Genomic DNA, 26,851 nt, shown 5'->3' on the forward strand with positions numbered 1-26,851 from the left:
TAAGGAGGGCATCCTTTGAAAAAAAGTAAGATGCTGATCAAAAATAAAAAGCAGGCAGTACTCATCAGTGTGATTTTTCTTTGTTTTTTTGCCGTGCTGGCAGGAATCGCGGCTGCTTATATCAGAAAATTTGACAATGCCCTTGAAGAAGAGAATAAAAGGCATCTCTCAGAGGTTGCTACTTACATCGGCACAAATATGACTACCGTAGTCAACGATACTCAGCAGGCACTGTCCTCTGCCGCCTCAGCGGTTGCCTCCATGGATTCGGAGAATGAACGGATCCGTTATCTGAAAGACCTTGCGGAACAGTATGGCTTTGCCTATACAGGCTATGCCGCTGCGGACGGCATGCTGCGGGCCACGGATTCAACTCAGAGCGGAAGTATCAATGATGAGCGTTATTTCAAGGAGGCGATGGCGGGACAGCCTGCCATTGGAGACCTGACCCGAAAAATTTTTACAGACCGTGCAGTCAGCGGCATTGTGCTCGCAGTGCCCCTGAGGGAAAAAGATGGCGGCAGCGGCGTGCTGGTGGCGATGATGGATATCAGAAACCTGGGGAAGGTTTTGAGCTTTGACAGTTTCGGCGGAGAAGGGTATGCCTATATCATTGATCAGAAAGGCGATACAGTGCTCCGGACCAAGAGCCTCGATTTTAACAATCTGTACAGGGCGCTGGAAAGTGTCAGCTTTAAAGAAGGCTACAGCTTGGAAAGCCTGAAAAATGATGTGGCGGCTCACAAGGAGGGAATGACCCTCTATTCCAATATGGGCGTGGAAAAATACGCTTATTATAAGCCCATTGGCTTTAACGGCTGGACTGTTGTCAATGTTGTCGCAAAAGATGTGGTGGTTGGAAAAACCGTGGCTTTGACCCGTGAGCTTATTGTCATCGCAGTAGCAATGCTGATTATTTTTATGGCTCTGGGACTTTTTGCTGTGTTTTCTTATACAGTATCCAGAAGCCGGAAAAGGGTAGCAGACGAAAAATCAGCTTTTTTGGCCAATGTCAGCCATGAACTGCGCACGCCAATGAACGCGGTGGTGGGAATCAGCGAGATCCTTTTGAGGGATGATCTGACCTCAAAGCAGCGCGATCAGGTACTGAGCATTATGAACTCGGGGAAAGGCCTCCTGACCATTATCAATGATATTCTGGATATCTCAAAAATGGATTCAGGGAAATTTACGGTTATAGAAGCCCCTTATGAGCTGGAATCCCTGCTTTATGATTTGACAGTAATCATTGCTGTACGGATAGGCGAAAAGCCTGTGGAATTCCTCACCGATGTTGATCCCATGATTCCGAAATCGCTCATCGGGGATATGGGAAGAACCAAGCAGATTCTTCTGAACCTTGTCGGCAACGCCGTTAAATTTACAAATGAAGGTTATATCCGTCTCGGGATCAGCTTTGAAAAAGGCCAGAACGGACAGCTTTGCCTGCGGTTTGAAGTCCGGGATACAGGCATTGGCATTAAAGAAAAAGATATGGACAAGCTTTTTACAAGCTTTAATCAGATAGATACCCACAGAAACCGAAATGTTGAGGGAACCGGCCTTGGCCTCAGCATCGCCAAAAGCCTCTGTGAAATGATGGGCGGAGGAATTAAGGTGAAAAGCGAATATGGGAAAGGGTCTGTTTTTACCGCGACAGTCTGCCAGGGGATTTCTGACGAGACGCCGATGGTTGGAAAAGTGAACGGAAAGCTGAGGATACTGGTCTATGAAACATCAGAGCTTTTACGGCGTTACGAGGGAGACTGCCTTGATAAACTGGGCGTACCCTATGACTTGTGTGACACGCGGGAAACCTTTGATATGTATATGGAAAAGAACCGTTACACACATATCCTTGCCAAACGAGCCGTTTTAAGAATGCTTGACGCCGCCGAACAGATGGGAAATGCTGCTTTTATCACGCTGTTGAATCTGAATGAACATCCGCTGATGAATGACACAAGCGTCTATCTTCCTCTGTTCACAGGGCAGCTGGCAATGGTGCTTAATAAGGATGAAAAAATCAGCATTCCGTCTAAACAGCCCGGAGCAGGCAATACCATGGTTCGTTCCATGCCTTTTGTCTCTGTACTGGTGGTGGATGACAATGAGCTGAACCTTCAGATTGCCGAGGGACTTATGGAGCCCTACGGCATGCAGATTGATTTTGCCGTTTCCGGTGTGGCGGCAGTGGCGGCAGTCCAGAAGCAGGACTACGATCTCGTGTTTATGGATCATATGATGCCTGAGATGGATGGAGTAGAGGCTTTGAAAACAATCAGGGCCCTGCCAGATGAAAAATATAAAAAATTGCCCATTATTGCATTGACCGCCAATGCCACGCGGGAGGCCCAGCAGTTTTATAAAAACGAAGGCTTTAACGGCTTTTTAGCAAAACCCATCGACATTCACAGGATGCATGACATCCTGAGAAAATGGCTGAAAGCGGCCAACGATACAAGGGCAGACGGACAGCAGAAAGAGACTGGTCCTGCAACGGAGAATATTCCCCAGTGGCTGCTGCGCTATAGAACCGAGGAGATCGATTTCCGGGATGGGATTACGCGGATCGGTTCAATTTCTGTTTACACCCAGATTTTAAGAACATTTTACCGTACCGTTCAGGACAAAACAGCCGATCTGCCAGAGTTAATCAAAAACGACATGCGGCGTTTTATCATCGAGGTACATGGTCTTAAGGGAGCCTGTGCGGCTGTTTCGGCTGCCGGTCTTGCTGCGCTGGCCGAAAAGATGGAGCAGCAGGGAAATGAGAAAGACCTGGCGAAAATCCGTACCACGCTGCCAGTTTTCACCGTACGTGTAAGCCGCGCGGTTAAAGAGATTGAAGGTTTTTTAAACCGGACTGAAATGGAAAATCAGCCCGAAAAACAAAATGATATTTACTTTGACAGCTGTGTGCTGAACCAGTTGGAAAAAGCCTTTAAGACCTATGATACAGAAATGCTGAAAGCTCTTTTTTCTGAAAAAACGCATTACCTTTGCGATGAAAAAAGCACACTTCTTCTCAATGAGCTGCGTGACTGCTACGAGCGCTATGAGTTTGAGTGGGCCGCCGAGATACTGGATACCTACCGTGAAGGGGAAAGCCCCTGCGAACAGGAGCAGGTACAGGAAGAGAGAACGGACAGCAGGAAAAACATTGCTGTGGTCGATGATAACCCGGTTAATCTGGATCTGGCGGAGAGTGTGCTCCAGACGCATTACCGGCTTACAAAACTGATTTCGGGAGAACAGCTGCTGCGTTACCTTAAAATTGGCAGACCAGACATGATCCTGCTGGATATTCAAATGCCTGGAATCGATGGCTATGAAACCCTGAGGCAGATACGAAAACAGCCCGAATACCGGAGGATACCCGTCATTTTTCTGACCGGACAGAAAGATTCTGAAAGCGAACAGAAGGGATTTCTCTTAGGAGCAAAGGATTTTATCACCAAACCATTCGACCATGTCGCCATGCTGGCCAGAGTCGACGCACAGATAGAGCTGTATGGCTACCAGAACAATCTGGAGGAAATTGTCCGGAAAAAAACCAGCCGCATCGAGGATTTGCAAAAGATGATGAACCAGGGCTGGGCAGAGGCCATCGAGTCCAGAGATGGTACCACCGGCAGTCATGTGAAAAATACCACCCGGTATTTCAGGGCGCTGCTTGAAATTCTGGAAAAAACGCCGCAGTATAAGAAGGCTTTTCCGAAAGAAACCAGGGCAGATATGCTTCAGGCCTCCGCCATGCACGACATCGGCAAGATTGGAATCCGGGATGAGGTGCTAAAAAAACCAGGACCGCTCACACCGGAAGAATTTGACCATATGAAAACCCACAGCCAGATCGGCGGCGATATGGTACAGAAAATTATTGACAACACACACCCGGATGATTTCCTGAACTATGCCAGAGATATGGCGCTGTATCATCATGAGCGGTGGGACGGCAGCGGGTATCCCTGTGGCTTAAAGGGAAATGAGATTCCGCTTTATGTACAGGCGCTTTCCATCGCAGATGTTTTCGACGCCCTGACGGCTGTAAGGCCATATAAGCGGGCCTTCACAATGGAGGAAGCTCTGGAGATTATGTACCGCGACAGAGGAAAGTTCTTTGCGCCGGATATGTTTGATCTTTTCTATGACAATCAGGTAGTGATGCGCCGAGTGCTGGAAACCAAAATATCATAACAATCAGCCTTACCCGCCGGAAAGCAAGGGAAACTCCGGCGGGTTTTTGGTTTTAGATGCTCTGGAAAGGAAGACGCAGAGCATCCCTGTTAAGTTTTTATAAAGGTACTCGTAATAACTAAGACGTCACAAAAACGGGAGAAAGCGCTGAGAACAAAAATTGTCATTAAGATTATTTAAATTTTTCCTCAAAAGATCTTGATTTTTTCATCAGAATGATCTATAGTATTGTTAGCACTCGTACATATCGAGTGCTAACAATAACGAAATGAAAGTGAGTGGAGATTATGGCTAAAAAGCAATTCCAGGCAGAATCCAAACGCCTGCTGGATTTAATGATTCATTCGATTTATACAAACAAAGAGATTTTTTTAAGAGAGATCATCTCAAATGCAAGCGACGCCATTGACAAACGTTATTTTAAAAATATGTCGGAAGGCGGCAGCGGCCTCTCAAGAGAAGACTATGCGATCCACATTATTCCGGATAAGGAAGCAAAAACGCTGACCATTACCGATAACGGTATCGGGATGACCCAGGAAGAGCTGGAAGAAAACCTTGGCATTATCGCCAACAGCGGCTCTCTGGAATTTAAGTCTGAGCATGAGGCTCAGGAAGATATTGATATCATCGGCCAGTTTGGCGTCGGCTTTTATTCCGCCTTTATGGTCAGCAAAGACATCAAGGTCCGTACAAAGGCAGACGGCAGCGACATGGCCTATGAATGGGAATCCGAAGGCGCGGAAGGCTATACCATTGAAGCCTGCGATAAAGATGAAGTCGGGACAGAAATCATCCTGACACTCATGGACGATACCGATGATGAAAAATACAGCCAGTATCTGGAAGAATACCGTCTCAGAGAGCTGATTAAGCGTTATTCCGATTATATCCGCTACCCCATTAAAATGGAAGTGGAAAAGAGTACTCTGGTAGAGGCTTCCGAGGAAGAAAAAGCCAAAGAGGATTACGAACCACAGTACGATACCTACCTGGAGGAGGAGACCCTCAACAGCATGGTGCCTTTGTGGAAAAAGAATAAAAGCGAAGTTACCGATGAAGACTATAACAATTTCTACAAGGAAAAATATTATGATTATACCGATCCTGCAAAAGTCATCGCGACCCATGTAGAAGGCGTGTGCACCTATGACGCGCTGCTGTTTATCCCGTCGAACGTGCCCTATAATTACTTCTCAAAAGAGTTTAAAAAAGGTCTGCAGCTGTATTCCAGCGGTGTGCTGATCATGGATAAATGCGAGGATCTGCTTCCGGACTACTTTGGCTTTGTCAGAGGTCTAGTCGACTCACAGGACCTTTCTTTAAACATCTCAAGAGAAATGCTTCAGCAGGACCGCCAGGTCATGGCCATCGCCCAGCGTATTGAAAAGAAAATTACCTCTGAGCTTATGGACATGCAGAAAAAAGACCGTGAAAAATACGACGAATTCTATAAAAACTTTGGTCTGCCGCTCAAGTTTGGTATGTATGAAAACTATGGGATGAATGCTGATAAGCTTAAGGATCTGGTGATGTTCTACAGCTCCAGTGAAAAGAAAACCGTCACCTTTGCAGAATATGTCGGCAGAATGAAGGAAGATCAGAAATATATTTACTATGCCTGCGGTGATTCCATTGAAAAGATTGGGAAAATGCCGCAGATTGAGCTGCTCTTAGATCAGGGCTACGAAGTGCTTTACTGCACCGACGATGTGGATGAATTTGCGCTTAAGAGTCTCATGAAGTATGATGAAAAAGAATTCCGCTCCGCTTCCGATGATGATCTGGGGATCGAACAGTCCGAAGAGGCCAAAAAAGAATCTGAAGCCAAAAATGAAGAGAATAAGGATTTAATGACCGCCATCAAGGACGCTCTGGACGGCAAGGTAAATGCGGTCAAGCTGTCCACAAGACTGAAAAGCCACCCAGTATGCTTCTCAACAGAGGGGATATCCTTAGAAATGGAAAAAGTTCTAAACGCACAGCCCATGGGCGGCGATGTCAAAGCCGATAAGGTTCTCGAAATCAATGGGAGCCATCCGGTGTTTGACGCCATGAAAAAAGCATATGAAGATAAAAATAACGATAAGCTGAAAAAATATGCCAACCTGCTTTACGATCAGGCCATGCTCATTGAGGGAATGACCATTGAAGATCCAGTAGAATTTGCGCGCTCTATTTGTGAGCTGATGGTGTAATTTAGATAATATAAAAGCCCGGTTTTTCTTTTGAAAAACCGGGCTTTTTAAATGCTTAATCATCCGACAGGCTGGGTTTGCCAGTCACGGCACTGGTATGCTGCCGGCCTGTGACCATTTTAGTAATCTGGATGATCAGGGTAGGCAGAAATGCCAGCAGGCATATCTGGCCGATCTGTCCAAGGGTCAGCGGCGCCACGAGGAACAGGGTGTTGAGACCTGGTATAAACAGTACCGCCGCCAGAAGTAAAACACCGCCAAAGAAGGCCATGAGTGAGTATTTGTTTGTTCCGAATTTCAGCCGGAAAATGGATTCGTCACCCCGGCAGTTAAAGCCATGGAACAGGCGGGCAAGGGTCAGGGTGGCGAAGGCCATGGTGCTGGCCAGCATGGCGCTGCCGGACTGGTGGCCAAGGTAAAAGGCAGCCATGGTGGCAACGGCAATCAGCAGTCCCTGAGAGACAATGCGTTTGAGCAGGCTGCCGTTTAAAATCGGTTCTTTTGGATTGCGGGGCGGCTGGTTCAAAAGTCCGCGGCGCGAAGGCTCCATGCCAATGGCAATGGCAGGCAGGCTGTCAGTCAGCAGGTTAATGAACAGCAGGTGTACCGGCGCAAAGGGGACGGGCAGCGCCATCAGAGAGGCGTAGAGCACACAGAGGATACCTGCGGTGTTGCCGGAGAGCAGAAACTGAATGGCGTTTTTAATATTGGCGTAGATATTACGCCCGTTGATAACGGCTTTGACGATGGTGGCAAAATTATCGTCAGTCAGAATCATGGACGCTGCGTCTTTACTGACCTCGGTGCCGGTAATGCCCATAGCCACGCCGATATCGGCTTTCTTAAGGGCTGGAGCGTCGTTGACGCCGTCGCCAGTCATGGAGACAATGCGCCCCTGACGCTGCCAGGCGTCGACGATTCGGATTTTATGCTCGGGTGATACACGGGCGTAGACAGAAATGCGCGGAAGCTTTTCATCAAGCTCGGCATCGGTCATGGCGTCCAGCTCAACGCCTTCCACAGCAATGTCGCCATCCTCAAAGATGCCGACCTGTCTTGCGATGGCGGTCGCAGTGATCTTGTGGTCGCCAGTGATCATGACCGTGCGGATGCCGCCCCGCTTGGCGTCAGCCACAGCCTGGACAGATTCTGGACGCGGCGGGTCAATCATGGAGATCAGGCCTACAAAGACAAAATCATTTTCATCATCAATGGACAGATCCCGGACTTCGGGCAGTTCACGGTAGGCAAAGGCCAGAACGCGGAGCCCTTCCTCGGACAGGGAACGGTTGGTGTTGATGATCTCGCTGCGCTTTTCGTCGGTCATGGGCACAATGCCGCCTTTGGTGTAAATCCAGTTGGAGCGTTCGAGCATGACGTCGAGGGCGCCCTTTGTCAGCAGGGTCGGTACCTTCTCAAGCTCGTGAAGGGTACTCATGAGCTTGCGGTCAGAGTCAAAGGGCAGCTCACGCAGCCGGGGATGCTGGCTGCGGTAAGTGGATTCTTCAATGCCGAAGGAGTCGCCAATCTGTACCAGAGCCACCTCGGTGGGGTCTCCGATGGAGGTGCCGGCGTCTTCGTCTGTTGTGGCGTCGCTTGCCAGCAGAGCGATTTTTAAGAGCAGGCGCTGCGCGTCGTTGGTAAGGTCATAATCCTCACAGGAGGTGAGACTGCCGTCGGCATAGATCTTCTGGGGGCACATGCGGTTCTGGGTCAGTGTTCCAGTTTTATCGGAACAGATAACGGAAACCGCGCCAAGGCTTTCAACGGCCTTGAGGTCTTTGATGACTGCGTTCTGCCTGGCCATTTTTTGTGTGCCCATGGCCAGCACAATGGTTACGATGGAGCTGAGCGCCTCGGGAATGGCGGCTACAGCCAGGGCAACCGCGAACATCAGGGAATCCAGAACGGGCATATGACTGCGGAAAACCGAGAGCATGAAAACTACCACACAGACCGCCAGAATGATAACCGCCAGTTTTTTGCTGAAATTGTCCAGGCTGGTCTGAAGCGGCGTTTTCCGCTGCTGTGTCTGGTTCATGAGAGAGGCGATTTTACCAAGCTCTGTACCCATACCGGTGGAGGTGACCACAACGGTTGCACGTCCGTACGTTACAAGAGAACCGGAGAAAACCATATTGACCTGGTCGCCGAGGGCCACCTTTTCGGATAAAATGGTATCGGCGGTTTTGTCAACACTTTCGGATTCGCCGGTCAGCGAGCTCTCGTTAACCTTGAGTGAAAAATTTTCCAGAATCCGTCCGTCAGCGACGACCAGATCACCGGCTTCCAGTAAGAGAATATCGCCGGGCACAACCTCCTGGGAGGGGATCTCAAGGCGCGCGCCGTCCCGGATCACCCGGGCAACCGGTGAGGACATGGCCTTAAGACTCTCAAGGGATTTTTCAGCTTTGACATACTGAACAGTGCCGAGTACGGCGTTTAAAAGTAAAACGGCAAAAATAACAATGGTGCTTTCGCTTTCACCCGAAAGCAGGGAAATAATGGCGGCAATGGTAAGAATCACCACCAGCAGATCTTTGAACTGCTCCAGAAAAACCACAGCGATGCTTTTTTTCTTACCCTCAGAAAGCTTGTTTGGGCCAAAGGTTTTGGTCCGGCTTTCAGCCTCAGCGGTGCTGAGGCCCAAGGGCGAGGTATGCAGCTCGTCCAGTGTTTCCTGCGCAGAACGGTTAAAAAAGGTTTCTGACATCATCGATACTCCTTTGTCAAGATTGTATACACCGGAAGCACCAAAAAAAGACTTCCGGCAGCCCTTTTGCCAGGCTGTCGAAAAGTCTCGTTACCAAAAAAGATAGGCGCACACCGCCAGGTCAGAAAACCGTGGTGTTGACGGCGCGTCTTAAACTACTCCCTTTTCAACTGTTAGTGCATTATAGCAGTTTTTGCGGCGGCGCGTCAATGGGTGAATGTTAAATTTGTGTTAAATTTAAGGTCGCTGTCCCCAAAAGACACAACAGTGTCTTTTTAAAAAAGGCTTAAGGTAATTTCAGGCTTGCATAGCCAATAAAAAAAGCCTTGACGGCCAAAATTTATTGTGATAAGATATTAAATTGCATTAGAAGATAAAATTGTGCTATTTATGTGACCGACAGACGTCAATAAATAGGAACAAAATTAAAATAGACTTATGGATGGGGCGCGGGTTTGCTGATCAAAGGCAGGCCAAATGCTTGATGAATGGAATTCTTAAGCAGGCTGCGCTTTTTCAGACTGATCAAAGGTTTGAAATTCGTCTCGGTCCATTTTTATTTTTTCGCGACAATTCCCGAAATTGGGGAGAATTACCACTCTATAAATAGTACCACAATTTTGCGACAAAGAAAAGAGCATACACTTAAAAAAGTGTATTTTGAAAATGCCGAAATAATTTGCAAGGGGTGATAATGGATGGTTATGGTGCATCCTGTACAATACGGATTAAGAACCAGACAGAGCTTCTCAAAGATTAAAGAAGTCCTTGAGATGCCGAACTTATTAGAAGTACAGCTCGATTCCTACAAATGGTTTATTGAAAAGGGCCTCCAGGAAGTGTTTGACGACATCCACGAAATTACAGACTACACCGGTAATCTGGTGCTGCAGTTCGTGGACTACGCCATTGAGGGAGAACCAAAGTACAGCATTGAGGAATGTAAGGAACGGGATCAGACTTATTATGTGCCTTTAAAGGTGCGTGTCCGTTTAATCAACAAAGAAAAGAATGAAGTAAAAGAACAGAAAGTTTATATGGCCGACCTGCACAAAATGACCGATACCGGGACTTTTATTGTCAACGGTGCGGAGCGTGTTATTGTCAGCCAGCTGGTACGTTCTCCGGGTGCTTACTACACCCTGACCCGTGATAAGCTTGGTAAAAAGCTCTATTCTGCACAGGTTATCCCGAACCGCGGGGCCTGGCTGGAATACGAATCCGATTCCAACGATATCATGTACGTCAAGATTGACCGTACCCGTAAGCTTCCGATTACTGCGCTGCTGCGCGCTTTTGGCCTTGGCAGCAACGAGGAAATTCTCGAGGTTTTCGGGGATGACTACCGTCTGCTGGAAACCATCAAAAAAGATGAAACAGCAGGCATGAAGGACGAACGCGACGGTCTTCTGGAAATTTATAAGAGACTGCGTCCAGGCGAGCCGCCAACAGTGGAAAGCGCTCAGTCGCTGCTGAACTCTATGTTCTTTGACGACCGCCGCTACGATTTAGCCCGCGTCGGCCGTTATAAATACAATAAGAAATTATCTCTGGCTACCCGTATTACCGGGCAGGTTGCCGCTGAGGATGTCATCGATCCTGAAACCGGCGAAGTCCTGGCAGAGGAAGGCCAGATCTTTAAAAAGGACGTTGCATGGCAGATCCAGAATGCCGGGATCAATGTGGTCAATGTCAAGGTCCTGCATCAGGGCGAAGATAAAATCGTCCGCGTCATCGGTAATGGCTTCGTTGATATTCATACCCAGGACATCCCCTTTGATATCAGCGATTTAGAAATTAAGGAACTGGTTTGCCGTGAAGCACTCATGCAGATCCTTGACAATGAAGAAATGACCGATGAAGAAAAGCACGATGAAATTAAAAACCATATGGAACGTCTGGTGCCGAAGCATATTCTTCAGTCTGACCTTTTCGCGACGGTTTCTTATTTTATCGGTATCGACTATGGCATCGGGAATACCGACGATATTGACCACTTAGGCAATCGTCGTCTCCGTTCCGTTGGCGAGCTGCTGCAGAACCAGTTCCGTATCGGCCTTTCCCGTATGGAAAGAGTTGTCCGTGAAAGAATGTCTGTTCAGGATGATGAAATCCTGACGCCGCAGGGGTTAATCAACACCCGTCCGGTAAACGCAGCGCTGAAGGAATTCTTCGGGAGCTCCCAGCTGTCACAGTTTATGGACCAGAACAACCCGCTGTCTGAGCTGACACATAAACGCCGTCTGTCGGCCCTTGGACCTGGCGGTCTCTCCCGTGAGCGCGCCGGATTCGAAGTCCGTGACGTTCACCACAGCCACTATGGCCGTATGTGTCCGATCGAAACGCCTGAAGGCCCGAACATCGGCCTCATCGGTTCTCTGGCGACCTTTGCCCGTGTCAATGAGTATGGCTTTATCGAATCCCCTTACCGTAAGGTTATCGACGGGGTGGTTACTGACGAGATTCACTATCTCTCAGCCGATGAAGAAGGCCAGTACGCCATCGCCCAGGCCAATGAGCCGCTGGATGAAAACAACCGTTTTGTCAATGAACAGATTACTGGTCGTGCAGGCTCAAGCCGTGACTTTGTCACCGTTGCGCCAGACCGCGTCGATTTTATGGATATTTCGCCAAAACAGGTTGTATCTGTGGCGACTGCCCTCATTCCTTTCCTTGAAAATGATGATGCCAACCGTGCCCTCATGGGCGCCAACATGCAGCGTCAGGCTGTGCCGCTGCTCATTCCAAAGGCGCCGGTTGTCGGGACAGGGATGGAACACAAGGCCGCCAAGGACTCCGGTGTCTGCGCCATCGCAGGGGAAGCCGGAACCGTCGAGTTTGTGGACGCTGATCATATAAGAATCCGCAGAGACAGCGACGGCAGCCTTGAAAAACATAAATTACTAAAATTCAAACGCTCCAACCAGGGAACCTGTGTGAATCAGAAGCCGCTGGTGGTAAAGGGACAGCGTGTAAAAGCGGGCGAGATCATCGCCGACGGTCCTTCCACAGAAATGGGCGAGCTGGCCCTTGGCCGCAACGCCCTGATCGGGTTCATGACCTGGGAAGGCTACAACTACGAGGATGCTGTTCTCATCAATGAAAATATGCTGAAAACGGACAAGTACACATCCATCCATATTGAAGAGTTTGAATGTGAAGCCCGTGAGACCAAGCTCGGACCAGAGGAAATCACCCGTGATATTCCGAATGTCGGGGAAGACGCTCTGCGCAACCTTGACGAACGCGGAATTGTCTTTGTGGGCGCCGAGGTGAAATCCGAGGATATTTTAGTCGGTAAGGTCACACCGAAAGGTGAAACCGACCTTTCCGCAGAAGAAAAGCTCCTGCGCGCCATCTTTGGTGAAAAGGCCCGTGAAATCCGTGATACCTCGTTAAAGGTGCCGCACGGTGAAGCTGGTATTGTCGTTGACGTGAAGGTATTCTCAAGAGCCAACAAGGACGAGGACTTAAAACCAGGCGTCAACACCATGGTGCGTGTTTATATCGCGACCAAGCGTAAAATCTCCGTTGGGGATAAAATGGCCGGCCGTCATGGGAACAAGGGGGTTGTCTCCCGCGTTCTTCCTCAGGAAGACATGCCGTTCCTGCCGGACGGTACTCCGCTGGATATCGTGCTGAACCCACTTGGCGTACCTTCCCGTATGAACATCGGACAGGTATTGGAAGTTCATCTGGGAATGGCGGTGAAGGCTCTTGGCTGGCACATTGCCACACCAGTATTTGACCCGGCCAACGAAGAAGACATTGAAGAGCTTCTGGAAAAGGCGAATCTGCCGAGTGATGGTAAGATCAAGCTGTATGACGGCCGTACCGGCGAACCCTTCGATAATCCGGTAACCGTTGGTTATATGTATTACTTAAAACTCCATCACCTTGTTGATGATAAAATGCACGCCCGTTCCACAGGACCTTACTCCTTAGTTACCCAGCAGCCGCTGGGTGGTAAAGCCCAGTTCGGTGGACAGCGTTTTGGAGAAATGGAAGTTTGGGCGCTTGAAGCCTACGGTGCAGCCCATACCCTCCAGGAAATCCTGACCATTAAATCCGATGACGTCGTCGGCCGTGTTGCCGCTTACGAAGCCATCGTCAAAGGTGAAAACATTCCGAAGCCGGGTATTCCGGAATCTTTCAAGGTACTTATGAAGGAATTCCAGAGCTTGGCACTGGATGTTCAGATCCTCAATGATGACGAAGTCGTCGAAATTCTGGACGGTGACTTTACAGACGATCCAGTTGAAGAACTGGCCAACGAAATCGGCGGTGAACCCGATGCAAATATCGCGACCGAGGATGATTACGCGGGCGCAGATATGATCTCCATCGTCGACGCCGAAGATATCGACAATCCGGATTCATTAGTGTAACGGCTGCGTCGTTCCATTGAATTGAAAATTGACAAGTTTTATTATCCATTTATATACGAAGGGAGCAAAACCAATTGTTAAATGAAGAATTTACCTTTAAGTCGTTGCAAATTGGATTAGCATCACCTGAAAAAATCAGAGAGTGGTCTCGGGGTGAGGTTAAAAAACCCGAAACCATTAATTACAGAACCCTGAAACCGGAAAAAGAAGGTCTTTTCTGTGAAAAAATCTTCGGACCAACCAAAGACTGGGAGTGTAACTGTGGTAAATACAAGCGTATTCGCCATAAGGGCATCGTCTGTGAAAACTGTGGTGTTGAAGTAACAAAAGCAAAAGTAAGAAGAGAACGGATGGGGCACATCGAGCTTGCCTCACCCGTATCACATATCTGGTATTTCAAGGGGATTCCAAGCCGTATGGGCCTGATCCTTGAAATGTCACCCCGTAATCTTGAAAAAATTATCTATTTTGCCTCTTATGTGGTAACGGACCCAGGCGAAACCCCGCTTCAGTACAAGCAGGTGCTGTCCGAAACCGAATATAAGGAAGCGAAAGCCAACTATGGCAAGGACTTTACTGCCGGCATTGGTGCAGAAGCCATTCAGGAGCTCCTGAAGATGGTGGATCTGGATCAGGAAGCCGCTGTGCTGAAGGAAGAACTCAAGGACAGCTCCGGCCAGAAGAAGATTCGTGTGGCCAGACGTCTGGAAGCCATTGAAGCTTTCAGAAATTCCCACAATAAGCCGGAATGGATGATCATGGAAGCCATCCCGGTTATTCCGCCGGAACTGCGCCCAATGGTACAGCTGGACGGGGGACGTTTTGCGACCTCTGACCTGAACGACCTGTACCGCCGTGTGATCAACCGTAACAACCGTCTGATCAAGCTGCTGGAGCTGGATGCGCCGGACATCATTGTCCAGAATGAAAAGCGTATGCTGCAGGAAGCAGTCGATGCCTTGATTGACAATGGCCGACGCGGCCGTGCGGTCACTGGCCCGGGTAACCGTCCTTTCAAATCCCTGAGTGATATGCTTAAGGGGAAACAGGGGCGTTTCCGTCAGAACCTTCTCGGTAAACGTGTCGACTACTCTGGCCGTTCCGTTATCGTTGTTGGTCCTGAGCTCAAAATGTACCAGTGCGGTCTGCCGAAGGAAATGGCCATCGAGCTGTTCAAGCCCTTCGTTATGCGTGAGCTGGTTGCGAGACAGCTGTCTCAGAACATCAAGAGCGCCAAGAAAATGGTCGAAAAACTCGATCCGATTATCTGGGACGTTCTGGAAGATGTCATTCACGAACATCCGGTGCTCTTAAACCGTGCACCTACACTCCATAGACTGGGAATCCAAGCCTTTGAACCGATTCTGGTTGAAGGCCGTGCCATCAAGCTCCATCCCTTGGCCTGTACCGCGTACAACGCCGACTTCGACGGTGACCAGATGGCCGTCCACGTGCCGCTGTCTGTAGAGGCTCAGGCAGAAGCCCGCTTCTTAATGATGGCCTGCAACAATATTCTGAAACCCCAGGATGGTACGCCGGTTGTCGTTCCTTCACAGGATATGATCCTCGGTTCCTACTATATGACGCTTTATAAAGAAGACGCCAAGGGAACCGGTTCCATTTTCTGTGATATGAACGAGCTGGAAATGGCGTATTTCAACCACGACGTTGAGCTTCATGCCAAGGTTAAGGTCCGTACCACCAAAGAAATTAATGGTGAAAGCTATACCCGTCTGGTGGAAAGCACCGTCGGTCGTTTCATTTTCAACCAGATCCTGCCGCAGGACATGGGCTTTGTGAAACGTGAAACCATTGATGATCACTTTAAACTGGAAGTGGATATGCAGGTTGACAAAAAAGTACTGACCAAAATTGTCGACCGCTGTTTTAAGGCTCACGGCCCCACAATTACTTCCGAAACCCTCGATGAGATCAAGCGTCTGGGCTATAAATACTCTACCCAGGCCGCTATCACCGTTGGTGTTGCCGACATGCAGGTGCCAGGAAACAAGGAAGAAATTCTCGCCCGTGCCGATGAAAAGATCGCCAAGAACCTCAAGCTGTTCCGCCGTGGTCTCATTTCTGAAGAGGAACGTTACCAGAACGTTGTCGATATCTGGAACAACGCTACCGATGAAGTAACCGACGCGCTGTTAAGCCATCTGGACCGACTGAACCCAATCAACATGATGGCCGATTCCGGGGCCCGTGGTTCCAAGAACCAGATTCGTCAGTTGGCGGGCATGCGTGGTCTTATGACCAACCCGACCGGCCGTGTCATCGAACTGCCAATCCGTTCCAACTTCCGTGAAGGTCTGAACGTACTCGAGTTCTTCTCCTCCACCCATGGTGCCCGTAAAGGTCTTGCCGATACGGCCCTGAGAACAGCGGACTCCGGTTACCTGACCCGTCGTCTTGTCGACGTCAGCCAGGACGTTATCGTCCGTGAGGAAGACTGCGGAACCACCCGTGGTTATGAGGTAACAGCCATCAATGAACATGGCGAGGTCATTGAAGATCTGGCCGAACGTATTGAAGGCCGTTACGCCTTCGAGGATGTTGTGCATCCTGAAACCGGGGAAATTATGGCCCATAAAGACGAAGTCATCACCAGCGACCAGGCAGAAGCCATTCAGGGAGCCGGTGTTGAAAAAGTTGTTATCCGCGCTGTATTCAACTGTAATTCCAAATACGGTGTCTGTAAAAAATGCTACGGTGTCGATATGACCAGCTGGAAACCTGTCGAAATCGGTGAAGCGGTTGGTATCATTGCCGCTCAGTCCATCGGTGAACCGGGTACCCAGTTAACCATGCGTACCTTCCATACCGGCGGGGTTGCATCCGCGGACGACATCACCCAGGGTCTCCCCCGTGTCGAAGAACTTTTTGAAGCCCGTAAGCCAAAGGGACAGGCTATTATTTCAGAAATAGCTGGCCGTGTCGAAATTCTGGAAGGCAAGAAAACCGAAGCAGTTGTCACTGCGCCAGACGGTGAATCCAGAATTTACCTGATTCCTTACGGCTCACGCTTAAAGGTACATACCGGCGATAAAATCGAAGCCGGTCAGGAAATCACCGAAGGTTCCATCAATCCGAACGATATCCTGCGCATCAAGGGCATCGACGCGGTACAGCAGTATCTGTTGTCCGAAGTGCAGAAAGTATACCGTCTGCAGGGGGTACACATCAGCGATAAGCATATCGAGCTGATCATCCGACAGATGCTGCGTAAGGTTAAGATTGAAAATGCCGGAGATACCGACCTGATCACCGGGGCCTTAACCGATATTTTTGAAATGGAAGAAAAGAACAACGAAGCTCTGGATATGGGGCTGGAACCGGCACAGGCCAGCAGAGAGCTCCTTGGGATCACTAAGGCATCTCTGGCAACGGATTCCTTCCTGTCCGCGGCATCCTTCCAGGAAACCACCCGAGTGCTCACCGACGCTGCCATCAAGGGCAAGGTCGATCCACTTATCGGTCTCAAGGAAAATGTCATTATCGGCCAGCTGGTGCCCGCCGGAACCGGCGTCAAGGCTTACAGCCGCGTCGAGCTTGACTATGACCGCGAGGATGAGGATGATGAGGAAGAAGAACTGATTGATGATATGATCAAAGACGATATCACGAATGTGAAGGAGCTTTCCGACGACATGGATATTGTCATGGATGATGATAACATCTTAGCCAAGGCTGTTCAGGAAGAACGCGAAAACCTTGAAAAGGACGATGAACTGGCTAAGGCCTTTGATATGTTCGACATGGATTTCTTAGACAACAGCAGCAGTGAAGCCAGCGATATGATTATTGGAGATCTTGACGACTAAAACCCATAAACCCCGCCAAACGGCGGGGTTTTCTTTCAAGATAAAGGAAGTTTTAATTACCGCTTGACAAGTTGGCAAAAAGAGTGTATATTAGAAAGGTATGTTTAGCAAAGTCTTATAAACTGCTGGAGGTATAAATTGGAAAGTTTTGGTGAGACCCTAAAGGTCATCGGGACAAAGCAGACCCTGAAAGCTGTAAAAGAAGGAAAAGCAACCATGGTTGTTTTAGCTGAAGATACCGAAGATTCTATTAAGGAAAAAATTGTCACCGCGTGTCAGGAAGCATCTGTTCCCATCGAGCCCTACGAAAGTAAGGTTGCGCTCGGTCAGGACAGCGGCATTGAGCGGGGAGCGGCAGTGATCGCACTGCTGAAATAGTATGAAAGCGCAGGCGCCTGATGGGCGCTTATTTGACGCTTATATCTGGTTAAAACTTCGAATGATTTAACAGAAAGGCTGTTTTCATTTGAATTTTTGATATAAAATTTTAAGAAGGAGGTGCAGGACTGAATGCCTACCATTAATCAGCTTGTTAAACAAGGAAGAAAAAGCGCGGAAATCAAAACAAAGACTCCGGCACTGAAAGCAAACCCCCAAAAAAGAGGTGTTTGTACCGCAGTTAGAACATCTACACCAAAGAAACCAAACTCTGCTCTGAGAAAAATTGCCAGAGTTAAACTGGTAAACGGTATGGAAGTAACTGCTTACATCCCAGGTATCGGCCATAATTTACAGGAACATAGTATCGTTCTGGTAAAAGGCGGCCGTGTTAAGGACTTACCAGGGGTTCGTTACAAGATCATCCGTGGTGCATTAGATACCGCTGGCGTAGAAAATCGTAAACAAGCTCGATCCAAATACGGGGCTAAAAAGCCTAAGAAGTAAGAGTAGTGCATCGTACTGCAAATCTGATAATAGATCTAGATTGTAAGTATAAGCACAACGACTTTGGATGTCGAGTACCGATGAACATCAATTGTTAAGGAGGGAAGCAAAGTGCCTAGAAAAGGACCAGTTCCAAAAAGAGAAGTATTGCCTGATCCGATTTATGGTAGCGTTGTTGTTACTAAATTGGTAAACAACGTTATGTTAGACGGAAAAAAAGGCGTTGCCCAGAGAATCGTATATGATGCATTCTCAAAGGTAAATGAAAAAACCGGTAAGGATGCTTTAGAAGCATTCGAAGAAGCATTAGCAAACATCACACCTGTGTTAGAAGTAAAAGCAAGAAGAGTCGGTGGTGCCACCTATCAGGTTCCAATCGAAATTCGTGCAGACCGTAAACAGGCTCTGGCTTTAAGATGGTTAGTTACTTACGCACGCAAACGTTCTGAAAAAACCATGAAGGACCGCTTAGCCGGTGAAATCATGGATGCTCTGAACAACAGTGGTGCAGCCGTTAAGAAAAAAGAAGACACACACGCGATGGCAGAAGCCAACAAAGCTTTTGCACATTATCGTTGGTAGTATAAAATCCTTATTGGATTTTATACGATATGTTTACTGTTTAGTATTCAAATTAAAATTGCGAGGAAAAATCTGTGCCAAGAGAATATAGTTTAGAGAACACAAGAAATATCGGTATTATGGCGCATATTGACGCAGGAAAAACCACTACTACTGAAAGAATCCTTTACTATTCTGGTAAAATCCATAAAATCGGCGAAACCCATGATGGTGGCGCGCAGATGGACTGGATGGAACAGGAACAGGAAAGAGGTATCACCATTACCTCTGCTGCTACAACTTGTCATTGGAAAGGCAACCGTATCAACATTATCGATACACCGGGCCACGTTGACTTTACCGTTGAAGTAGAACGTTCTTTAAGAGTTCTTGACGGTTCTGTAGCGGTATTCTGTGCCAAGGGCGGTGTTGAACCTCAGTCCGAAACCGTATGGCGTCAGGCTGACCAGTACCATGTACCGAGAATGGCTTACATTAATAAAATGGACATCACCGGTGCGGACTTCTACCATGCGGTAGACATGATCCGTGACCGTCTGGGCGCAAACCCAGTATGTATCCAGCTGCCAATCGGTAAGGAAAGTGATTTTATTGGTATCATTGACCTGCTTACCATGAAGGCTGAAATCTACAAGGATGATTTAGGTGAAGAAATTGAAATCACCGATATTCCTGACAATATGAAAGAAGAAGCTGAAAGCTATCGCGATAAGATGCTTGAAGCCCTTTCTGAAGTAGATGAAAACCTGATGGAAAAATACCTGGAAGGTGAAGAAATCACCATCGAGGAAATCAAGGCAGCCATCCGTAAAGGAACCTGTAACGTAGAATTGATCGCAGTAACCTGCGGCTCTTCCTATAAAAACAAGGGTGTTCAGATGATGCTGGATGCTGTTGTTGATTATATGCCGTCACCGCTTGACGTACCTGCTATCAAAGGTACAAATCCGGAAACGGACGAAGAAGACGAAAGAAAACCAAGCGATGAGGAACCATTCTCCGCTTTAGCTTTCAAAATCATGACAGACCCATATGTTGGTAAACTGGCATTTATGCGTGTTTACTCCGGTACTGCAGAAGCAGGCTCCTATGTTCGTAATACCACAAAAGGTAAGAGAGAACGTTTTGGCCGTATCCTGCAGATGCATGCGAACCACCGTGAAGAAATCTCCAAGGTTTACACTGGTGACATCGTCGCTGCCGTGGGCCTGAAAGATACCACTACCGGGGACACCCTGTCTGATCCGGATCATCCGATCATTCTGGAATCCATGGTATTCCCTGAACCGGTTATCGATGTTGCCATCGAGCCTAAGACAAAAGCCGGCCAGGAAAAAATGAGTGTTGCACTCCAGAAACTGGCAGAAGAAGATCCTACCTTCCGTACACATACCGATGAAGAAACCGGCCAGACCATTATCTCTGGTATGGGTGAGCTTCACCTGGATATCATCATCGACCGTATGCTGCGTGAATTCAAGGTAGAAGCCAACATCGGCCAGCCTCAGGTAGCTTACAGAGAAAAAATCACCAAAACGGTTGACGCAGAAGGCAAATTTGCCCGTCAGTCCGGTGGTCGTGGGCAGTATGGTCACTGTCTCATTACTCTGGAACCGCTGGAACCAGGCGAAGGTTATATTTTTGAAAATAAAACTGTCGGTGGTTCGATTCCAAAAGAATATATCGGACCAATCGATCAGGGTATCCAGGAAGCAATGCAGAATGGTGTCTTAGCTGGTTATCCGGTTATCGACTTCAAGGCAACCGTTTATGACGGTTCTTACCATGAAGTTGACTCCTCCGAAATGGCCTTCAAGGTTGCTGGTTCTATGGCGTTCAAAAACGGTATGCGCAAAGCAGATCCGGTTATCATGGAGCCAATGTTCAAACTGGAAGTCGTTATTCCGGAAGAATATATGGGCGATGTCATGGGGGATATTAACTCCAGACGTGGCCGTGTAGAAGGTATGGAAGCCCGCAACGGCGCTCAGGTTATCAATGGTATGGTGCCGCTGGCAGAAATGTTCGGCTATGCAACATCCCTGAGAAGTAAAACCCAGGGTCGTGGCGTTTACACCATGCAGTTCTCACACTACGAACCCGTACCGAAGAGCGTTTCTGAAAAAATCATTGAAGGACGCACGAAATAAAGCTGAAAAGTCGAGTCCGATTTCTTTTAGAAATCGGTAGGGCGCAGAGCTATGAGCCGAAAGGCGAATGCGCGCGATAACGAAGCATCTGTGAACCTTATAAAAAACAAACGGTCTGCCGGATCGTTACGGCAGACCGCATTAAATATTTAAAATAACAATAGGAGAAATAAAATGGCTAAGGAAAAATTTGAAAGATCCAAACCACATGTTAACATTGGTACCATCGGTCACGTCGACCACGGTAAAACCACATTAACCGCAGCAATCACCACCGTATTAAACAAACGTTTCGGAACCGGTGAAGCGGTAGCCTTCGACAACATCGATAAAGCACCAGAAGAAAGAGAACGTGGGATCACCATCTCAACCGCCCACGTCGAATATGAAACCGACGCCCGCCACTACGCACACGTCGACTGCCCAGGCCATGCCGACTACGTTAAAAACATGATCACCGGCGCAGCCCAGATGGACGGCGCGATCTTAGTCGTATCCGCAGCAGACGGCCCAATGCCACAGACCCGTGAACACATCCTGTTAAGCCGTCAGGTAGGCGTACCATACATCATCGTATTCTTAAACAAAGCCGACATGGTCGACGATGAAGAATTATTAGAACTAGTTGAAATGGAAGTTCGCGAGCTGTTAGACGAATACGAATTCCCAGGAGACGACACACCAATCGTTATCGGATCCGCTTTAAAAGCCTTAGAAGATCCAGACGGCGAATGGGGCGACAAAATCGTCGAACTGATGAAAGAAGTAGACGCATACATTCCAGAACCCGAACGCGACACCGACAAACCATTCTTAATGCCAGTAGAAGACGTCTTCTCCATCACCGGCCGTGGTACCGTCGCAACCGGTAGAGTCGAACGTGGCGTGGTACACGTCGGGGACGAAGTCGAAATCGTCGGGATTCACGAAATCAAAAAGACCGTTGTAACCGGGATTGAAATGTTCCGTAAGCTGTTAGATGAAGGCCGCTCCGGCGACAACATCGGCGCATTGTTACGTGGGATCGACCGTACCATGATCGAACGTGGACAGGTACTGGCAAAACCAGGCTCCATCCACCCACACACCCACTTCACCGCCCAGGTATACGTCCTGACCAAAGAAGAAGGCGGCCGCCATACCCCATTCTTCGATGGCTACAGACCACAGTTCTACTTCAGAACAACCGACGTAACCGGTAATATCAAATTACCAGAAGGCGTCGAAATGGTCATGCCAGGGGATAACGTTGAAATGGAAATCACCCTGATCACCCCAATCGCGATCGAAGAAGGTTTACGTTTCGCGATCCGTGAAGGTGGCCGTACCGTAGGTTCCGGCGCCGTTGCTAAGATTATTACAGACTAATTTTAGTTTAGAATAGAATTTAGAGGATCAGGCTTTTTCGAGCCTGATCCTTTTTTTAGTTGATAGTTGATAGTGGATAGTTTTGGTGGAAACACCGGCTTTGCCGGGTTTCTTTTTTTGGCGTCGGCCATTTTTATCTGTTTTTCAATGTAGCGTCCGCAACTGAAATTTTAATTTTATTCTGCAAAAAGCCTCCCGAAATCCCGAAAACTGTTTTCAAACAGCGAATTCGGGATTTCGGGAGGCCTTTTTATGATTAAAAACAAAAAAATAAAAAGCAACGGGCTCCGATACCCACTGCCTTTTATATAAATTAGGAATGAAAAGAAAAAGGGGAGATGTTTATCTCTCAAGTACTATTCTAATCGTTCAACCTTTAGAATATCTTTAATTCTCAATATCTTAATAAAAAATTTACATACCGAATACAATTTGCTCGAGCGTCTTTCTGAGAATATCCTGGCTGTTAATGCCGTTTTCTTTTACCAGCTCCTTGGCCAGAGGCACGTCGTCGGTGATAATGTTGTCAACATTGAGGTCGATCATATCGTCAATGAGTTCCTCGTTGTCCACTGTCCAGACATAAATATCTTTATTCTGCCGATGAACCGCATTGACAAGCGTTTTGTTGACAAAGGTGGCCTCAATACTGAAGGCATCCACCGGAAGGGTATCAATGTCACCGTAGGCAATGGCGCTGATATAAGCAGTGCGGATGCTGGGATCAATTTGCTTTACCCGTTCAATGGTGGCGTAATCCAGTGAAGCGAGAATACACTCATCCTTAAAATTCTGTTTCTGAATAACTTCTACAGCCTTTTCCACAAATTCGTGATCGTGGGAAGTGGGTTTGAGCTCGATGTTCATTTTTACCTTGCCCCGGCAGGTCTCAATGGCCTCATCCAAAGTCATGAGACGCTCGCCGCTGAACTCGGGTGAGAACCAGCTGCCAATGTCAATGTCCTTGATATCATCATAATTACTGTTCCAGATATCAATATCTTGTCCAGAAATCCGCTTGATGTTATTGTCATGTGAAACAACCAGAACACCATCTTTTGTCTCTGCGATATCGATCTCCACATAATCGGCGTTGTTGGCAATGGCAGCCTCCAGCGCAGCCCGGGTATTTTCCGGCGCCTCGGTGGAATTGCCGCGGTGTCCAGTAATTTGGGGACCGCTCAGCAGGATATCGGCAGTATCGCCGTCAAAGGCCAGTATGATCTGCGCGCTCTTAATCCCGATGGAAATAACCAGCAGCACACAGGCGGCGATGACCAGATGCTTTTTCTGAGGGGCGAGGGATAGGTTGTTTTCAACCAGCAGTATATCTTCGGGCACGGCATTGTCGGCTTTAGAGTAAGCCTCATAAAGCTTTGAGATAAAAGCAAAGTTAAGCGGTGTGACGACCGCGTCCAGGATACTCGAGCCCAGAAGAAAAATGATGGAAACCAAACTGATCAAAAGCGTAAACCAGAAGGAAGGATCGCTCATTCCCTGGATATACTCAATGATCAGGGCAGCCGGAATAATACAGGTCAGTAAAAATACCAGTGCTGCGAGCAAGCTGATAAACGCGAGAAAGAGATTCCAGAGGAAAAAACGCCACAATGTGTGGAAAAAACGTCCTTTAATCAGCTTTGCACTTTGATGCCGGGCAGTTTTAAAGGATGAATCCTTTAAAATAAAAATATTAAAAACAAAAAGCCATCGGATGACAAGGACGGCCAAAAAGGCAACCAAAGCCATAAAAATAACAGATAAAAGCGGGGAGTCGGCAATATAATCTGAGATAAAGCCTGGAATGGTGAGTTCTCCTATAAAATTGGAGGTGACCATCATATTCATAAACGGGATAATGAGGATCAGGAAAAGAATCATCAGAAAATTCTTAGGTTTAAAAATTGCCAGAGCCCGTTTAAAGCCGCTTCGCATCAAAGGGATGATCTGAACCTTTCGTCCGGCGAGGCTTTCGTGAAAGCAGACAGCCAGCGTGGTAAATTCGATGAGGGTATAAAAGGCCAGAATGAGTAAAAGTGCAAGCCCGACAATCCAGAGCGCCGGATGCCTGAGCAGCTCGCTGATATTGGAGCCTGTAATATAGAAAAGTCCTGCGGCCGAGAGTGAATGCTTTAGAATAAACCCAGTCACAGGAAAGATAATCGTGCTTCCGCAGAAAGAATACAGAATTTCGAAAATGACCAGGGGCCAGAAATTAAAGCGAAATAAGCCGAAGGTCTCTCTTGAGAAGCGTTTATATTGAATTTTTTGCTTTTTCATAAAATCCGCTCCCATTAATCAAAGGAAGCAACCGCTTCGAGGCCAGCGTCTTCACCTGCCAGGTACATCATCCCCCAGCCGATAGGCTTGTCCTTTTCATCCAGCAGCTTTTCCTCAACAACTAAAAGAGGCATCCCCACAGGGATTTCAAGGTTTCTGGCTGTTTCGTCTTCTGCGATGGCCGCCCGGATTTTAAGCTTTTTGGTCATGGCAAAAATCGAATTTTTCTTGGCCACCATTTCCGGGAAAGTCGCGTAGCGGATTTCCTTTTCAACAATTGGAATCCCACGGTAGTAGGGAATGTATTTAATATCGTAGGCGGTGGGGAAACCATCCTTTAAAAAAATACGTTTTACCACGATGACGTGCTTGGTTTCGGGAATTTCCAGGTTAAAGCCAACCTCATAGCTTGGCTTGACAACATTCACCTCAATCAGGCGGACTTCATCGCCACGCTCGTTTCCAGGCGCCATCTCATTGTAATGGAGGATGTACTGGTCCAGATCTGGCTCGCAGACATAATTGCCCTTGCCGGGAATTGAATAGATGTAGCCCTCATTGACGAGTACGGCCAGACCCTTGCGCACGGTCATCCGGCTGACGTTAAATTCCTCACAGAGAAGGTTCTCTGACTGGATAGCGTCCCCGGGCTCAAGCTCCTGGCTGGTTATTTTGTTTTTTATCGCTTCGACAATTTTAATATATTCAGGTGCACCCATGACTTACTTTTTCTCCTGTATCCATTGTTTGCATATTTCCACCGCTTTGGTTACGTCCTTTGTGCCATAATCTGCGCCCACACTGAGATGCGTTACGCCGTCATCCACACATGCTCCGCCGATCATCACACGTATCTGATCTCTTATGCCGAGATCTTCGAGACCGTCGGTGATTTTTTTCATTTCGATGGTTGTTTCCTGCTGCATGCCGCTGAGGCCGATAATATCAGGCTTGTGTTCCTGTACCTTCTCAAGAATAGTGGGAGAAGGCACATCGATGCCAATGTCGATGACTTCAAAGCCTGCTGTGGTTGCAAAGGAGGCAAAAATATTTTTTCCAATGTCGTGGCAGTCTCCGTAAACAGAAGCGACAACAATTTTACCCATTCTGGGCACTGCCGGCATGGCATACAGCGCTTTCAGTTCGTCAAGATCCATAACCTCCTGAAAGATAATGCCGGCAAAAATAAGGTCTGCGATGAAATAGTCACATTTCTCATAGTGATCTCCGACCCGTTCCATGCCAATGCGCAGCCAGTCTAAAATCTGGAGCGGGGTGAACCCCTTGCGCACGGCGATTTTTACCAGCTCTAGTGTCCTTTGCTCATACAACCCTTCTACTGATCTTACAATACTCTCTTTCATGATTCTTTACCTAACTTGTGTTCACACAAAGAATTATTCAAAAATTATACCATAAAAAGATTGTTTGTGAAAAAATTATCTTAATAACCTTAAAAAATTCAAACAATCTGAAATCGTTTTGTCTTTATTATAACATACTTATACTAACCTGTATATACAAATCTAGACATAAGATAAAAAAGAAATTAAAAAAGACACCATTATTGGTGTCTTTTTATATTTGATCTTACTTTACGGACTTGTCTCAGCCAACCCATGCCTGGCAAATCTTAACGCCTTCAGCAGCATTTGTTGTGAAGTCATCAGCGCCAACATATTCGCAGGCTTCTTTAGTAACAGGGTTACCACCAATGATTAATTTAGAGTCTACGCCAGCTGCTTTCAGAGCATCTGAAGTTTCTTTCATAGAGTCGATAGCCAGGGTTAAAACGCCGCTGATACCGATGATGTCCGGTTTGATTTCTTTAGCTTTTTCAACAAATGTGTCGATTGCTACGTCAATACCTAAGTCAGTAACCTGGAAACCAGCTGCTTCAGCCATGCTTCTGAAGATATTTTTACCGATGTCATGTAAATCGCCGTGAGCGGTACCGATTAAGATTGTGCCAGCAACTGCTGTGTCGCCGCTGCCTAATACTGGTTTTAATACATTGATTGCTTCGGTTAATAATTCGCCTGCGAAAATTAAGTCCCCAACAAAATATTCGCCTTCTTCGAATAAATCACCAACAACAGCCATACCAGCCTGGCAAGCTGCAACTGCTTCTTCAGCTTCTGCTTCGGTAGGATTTGTAGCTACGAAATCATTTAAGATTTCCATTACATCGTCTTCTTCTAAGTCTCCAACTGCCTGTGTTAAATTTTTCCAATCTGCCATTTTAAAATACCATCCCTTC

14 protein-coding genes are annotated in these 26,851 nt (G+C 47.6%); 9 read left to right on the forward strand and 5 right to left on the reverse strand.

The genetic code is table 11. The features are described from left to right. The first annotated feature begins 15 nt into the window (after positions 1 to 15). Positions 16 to 4,200 (forward strand): response regulator, encoded by a 4,185-nt coding sequence (locus DW091_RS00960; protein WP_118517177.1) that lies wholly within the window; start codon positions 16 to 18, stop codon positions 4,198 to 4,200. 287 nt (positions 4,201 to 4,487) lie between these two features. Beyond that, complete coding sequence (htpG, locus tag DW091_RS00965; protein WP_118517178.1) at positions 4,488 to 6,398, forward strand: molecular chaperone HtpG; 1,911 nt, start codon at positions 4,488 to 4,490, stop codon at positions 6,396 to 6,398. 55 nt (positions 6,399 to 6,453) lie between these two features. Here htpG and DW091_RS00970 read toward each other — a convergent pair whose 3' ends face one another. Then, complete coding sequence (locus tag DW091_RS00970) at positions 6,454 to 9,111, reverse strand: cation-translocating P-type ATPase (protein WP_118517179.1); 2,658 nt, start codon at positions 9,109 to 9,111, stop codon at positions 6,454 to 6,456. A 704-nt stretch (positions 9,112 to 9,815) separates the two neighbouring features. Here DW091_RS00970 and DW091_RS00975 point away from each other — a divergent pair. The 7 genes from DW091_RS00975 to tuf all read left to right on the forward strand — a co-directional run bounded on the left by DW091_RS00975 (position 9,816) and on the right by tuf (position 22,311). Then, positions 9,816 to 13,499, forward strand: coding sequence for a DNA-directed RNA polymerase subunit beta (locus DW091_RS00975; RefSeq protein ID WP_058696323.1), 3,684 nt, complete (start codon positions 9,816 to 9,818; stop codon positions 13,497 to 13,499). A 74-nt stretch (positions 13,500 to 13,573) separates the two neighbouring features. Continuing rightward, positions 13,574 to 17,326, forward strand: coding sequence for a DNA-directed RNA polymerase subunit beta' (gene rpoC, locus DW091_RS00980; RefSeq protein ID WP_074618147.1), 3,753 nt, complete (start codon positions 13,574 to 13,576; stop codon positions 17,324 to 17,326). 138 nt (positions 17,327 to 17,464) lie between these two features. Continuing rightward, positions 17,465 to 17,704 carry a ribosomal L7Ae/L30e/S12e/Gadd45 family protein gene (locus tag DW091_RS00985; RefSeq protein WP_118517180.1) on the forward strand — a complete coding sequence of 80 codons (240 nt, stop codon included), beginning with the start codon at positions 17,465 to 17,467 and terminating at the stop codon, positions 17,702 to 17,704. 132 nt (positions 17,705 to 17,836) lie between these two features. Beyond that, the gene (rpsL, locus tag DW091_RS00990; protein ID WP_013382423.1) at positions 17,837 to 18,211 is read left to right on the forward strand and encodes a 30S ribosomal protein S12; all 375 of its coding nucleotides are present in this window, start codon (positions 17,837 to 17,839) and stop codon (positions 18,209 to 18,211) included. Between the two features lie 111 nt (positions 18,212 to 18,322). Continuing rightward, positions 18,323 to 18,793: a 30S ribosomal protein S7 gene (gene rpsG, locus DW091_RS00995; protein ID WP_013382422.1), complete on the forward strand. Its 471-nt coding sequence runs from the start codon at positions 18,323 to 18,325 to the stop codon at positions 18,791 to 18,793. A gap of 74 nt (positions 18,794 to 18,867) precedes the next feature. Then, positions 18,868 to 20,943: an elongation factor G gene (gene fusA, locus DW091_RS01000; protein ID WP_058693314.1), complete on the forward strand. Its 2,076-nt coding sequence runs from the start codon at positions 18,868 to 18,870 to the stop codon at positions 20,941 to 20,943. A 174-nt stretch (positions 20,944 to 21,117) separates the two neighbouring features. After that, positions 21,118 to 22,311 carry an elongation factor Tu gene (tuf, locus tag DW091_RS01005; RefSeq protein WP_058693315.1) on the forward strand — a complete coding sequence of 398 codons (1,194 nt, stop codon included), beginning with the start codon at positions 21,118 to 21,120 and terminating at the stop codon, positions 22,309 to 22,311. 414 nt (positions 22,312 to 22,725) lie between these two features. Here tuf and DW091_RS01010 read toward each other — a convergent pair whose 3' ends face one another. From DW091_RS01010 to DW091_RS01025, 4 genes are all read right to left on the reverse strand, one after another. Beyond that, positions 22,726 to 24,591: a glycerophosphodiester phosphodiesterase gene (locus tag DW091_RS01010; protein ID WP_158577796.1), complete on the reverse strand. Its 1,866-nt coding sequence runs from the start codon at positions 24,589 to 24,591 to the stop codon at positions 22,726 to 22,728. 14 nt (positions 24,592 to 24,605) lie between these two features. Next, on the reverse strand, positions 24,606 to 25,310 hold the full coding sequence (locus DW091_RS01015) for a GntR family transcriptional regulator (RefSeq protein ID WP_013382418.1): 705 nt from the start codon (positions 25,308 to 25,310) through the stop codon (positions 24,606 to 24,608). A gap of 3 nt (positions 25,311 to 25,313) precedes the next feature. Next, on the reverse strand, positions 25,314 to 25,955 hold the full coding sequence (locus tag DW091_RS01020; protein WP_058693317.1) for a cobalamin-dependent protein: 642 nt from the start codon (positions 25,953 to 25,955) through the stop codon (positions 25,314 to 25,316). 244 nt (positions 25,956 to 26,199) lie between these two features. Next, positions 26,200 to 26,832 (reverse strand): cobalamin-dependent protein, encoded by a 633-nt coding sequence (locus DW091_RS01025; RefSeq protein ID WP_038352545.1) that lies wholly within the window; start codon positions 26,830 to 26,832, stop codon positions 26,200 to 26,202. Positions 26,833 to 26,851 lie beyond the last annotated feature (19 nt).

Source organism: Eubacterium sp. AM05-23 (assembly GCF_003477535.1).
Classification (GTDB): Bacteria; Bacillota; Clostridia; order Eubacteriales; family Eubacteriaceae; genus Eubacterium; species Eubacterium maltosivorans.

Coding starts and splice junctions, on each gene's coding strand:
- htpG (WP_118517178.1), top strand. CDS start 4,488: ATGGCTAAAAAGCAATTCCAGGCAGAATCCAAACGCCTGCTGGATTTA.
- DW091_RS00970 (WP_118517179.1), bottom strand. CDS start 9,111: ATGTCAGAAACCTTTTTTAACCGTTCTGCGCAGGAAACACTGGACGAG.
- DW091_RS00975 (WP_058696323.1), top strand. CDS start 9,816: ATGGTGCATCCTGTACAATACGGATTAAGAACCAGACAGAGCTTCTCA.
- rpsL (WP_013382423.1), top strand. CDS start 17,837: ATGCCTACCATTAATCAGCTTGTTAAACAAGGAAGAAAAAGCGCGGAA.
- tuf (WP_058693315.1), top strand. CDS start 21,118: ATGGCTAAGGAAAAATTTGAAAGATCCAAACCACATGTTAACATTGGT.
- DW091_RS01010 (WP_158577796.1), bottom strand. CDS start 24,591: ATGAAAAAGCAAAAAATTCAATATAAACGCTTCTCAAGAGAGACCTTC.
- DW091_RS01015 (WP_013382418.1), bottom strand. CDS start 25,310: ATGGGTGCACCTGAATATATTAAAATTGTCGAAGCGATAAAAAACAAA.
- DW091_RS01020 (WP_058693317.1), bottom strand. CDS start 25,955: ATGAAAGAGAGTATTGTAAGATCAGTAGAAGGGTTGTATGAGCAAAGG.
- DW091_RS01025 (WP_038352545.1), bottom strand. CDS start 26,832: ATGGCAGATTGGAAAAATTTAACACAGGCAGTTGGAGACTTAGAAGAA.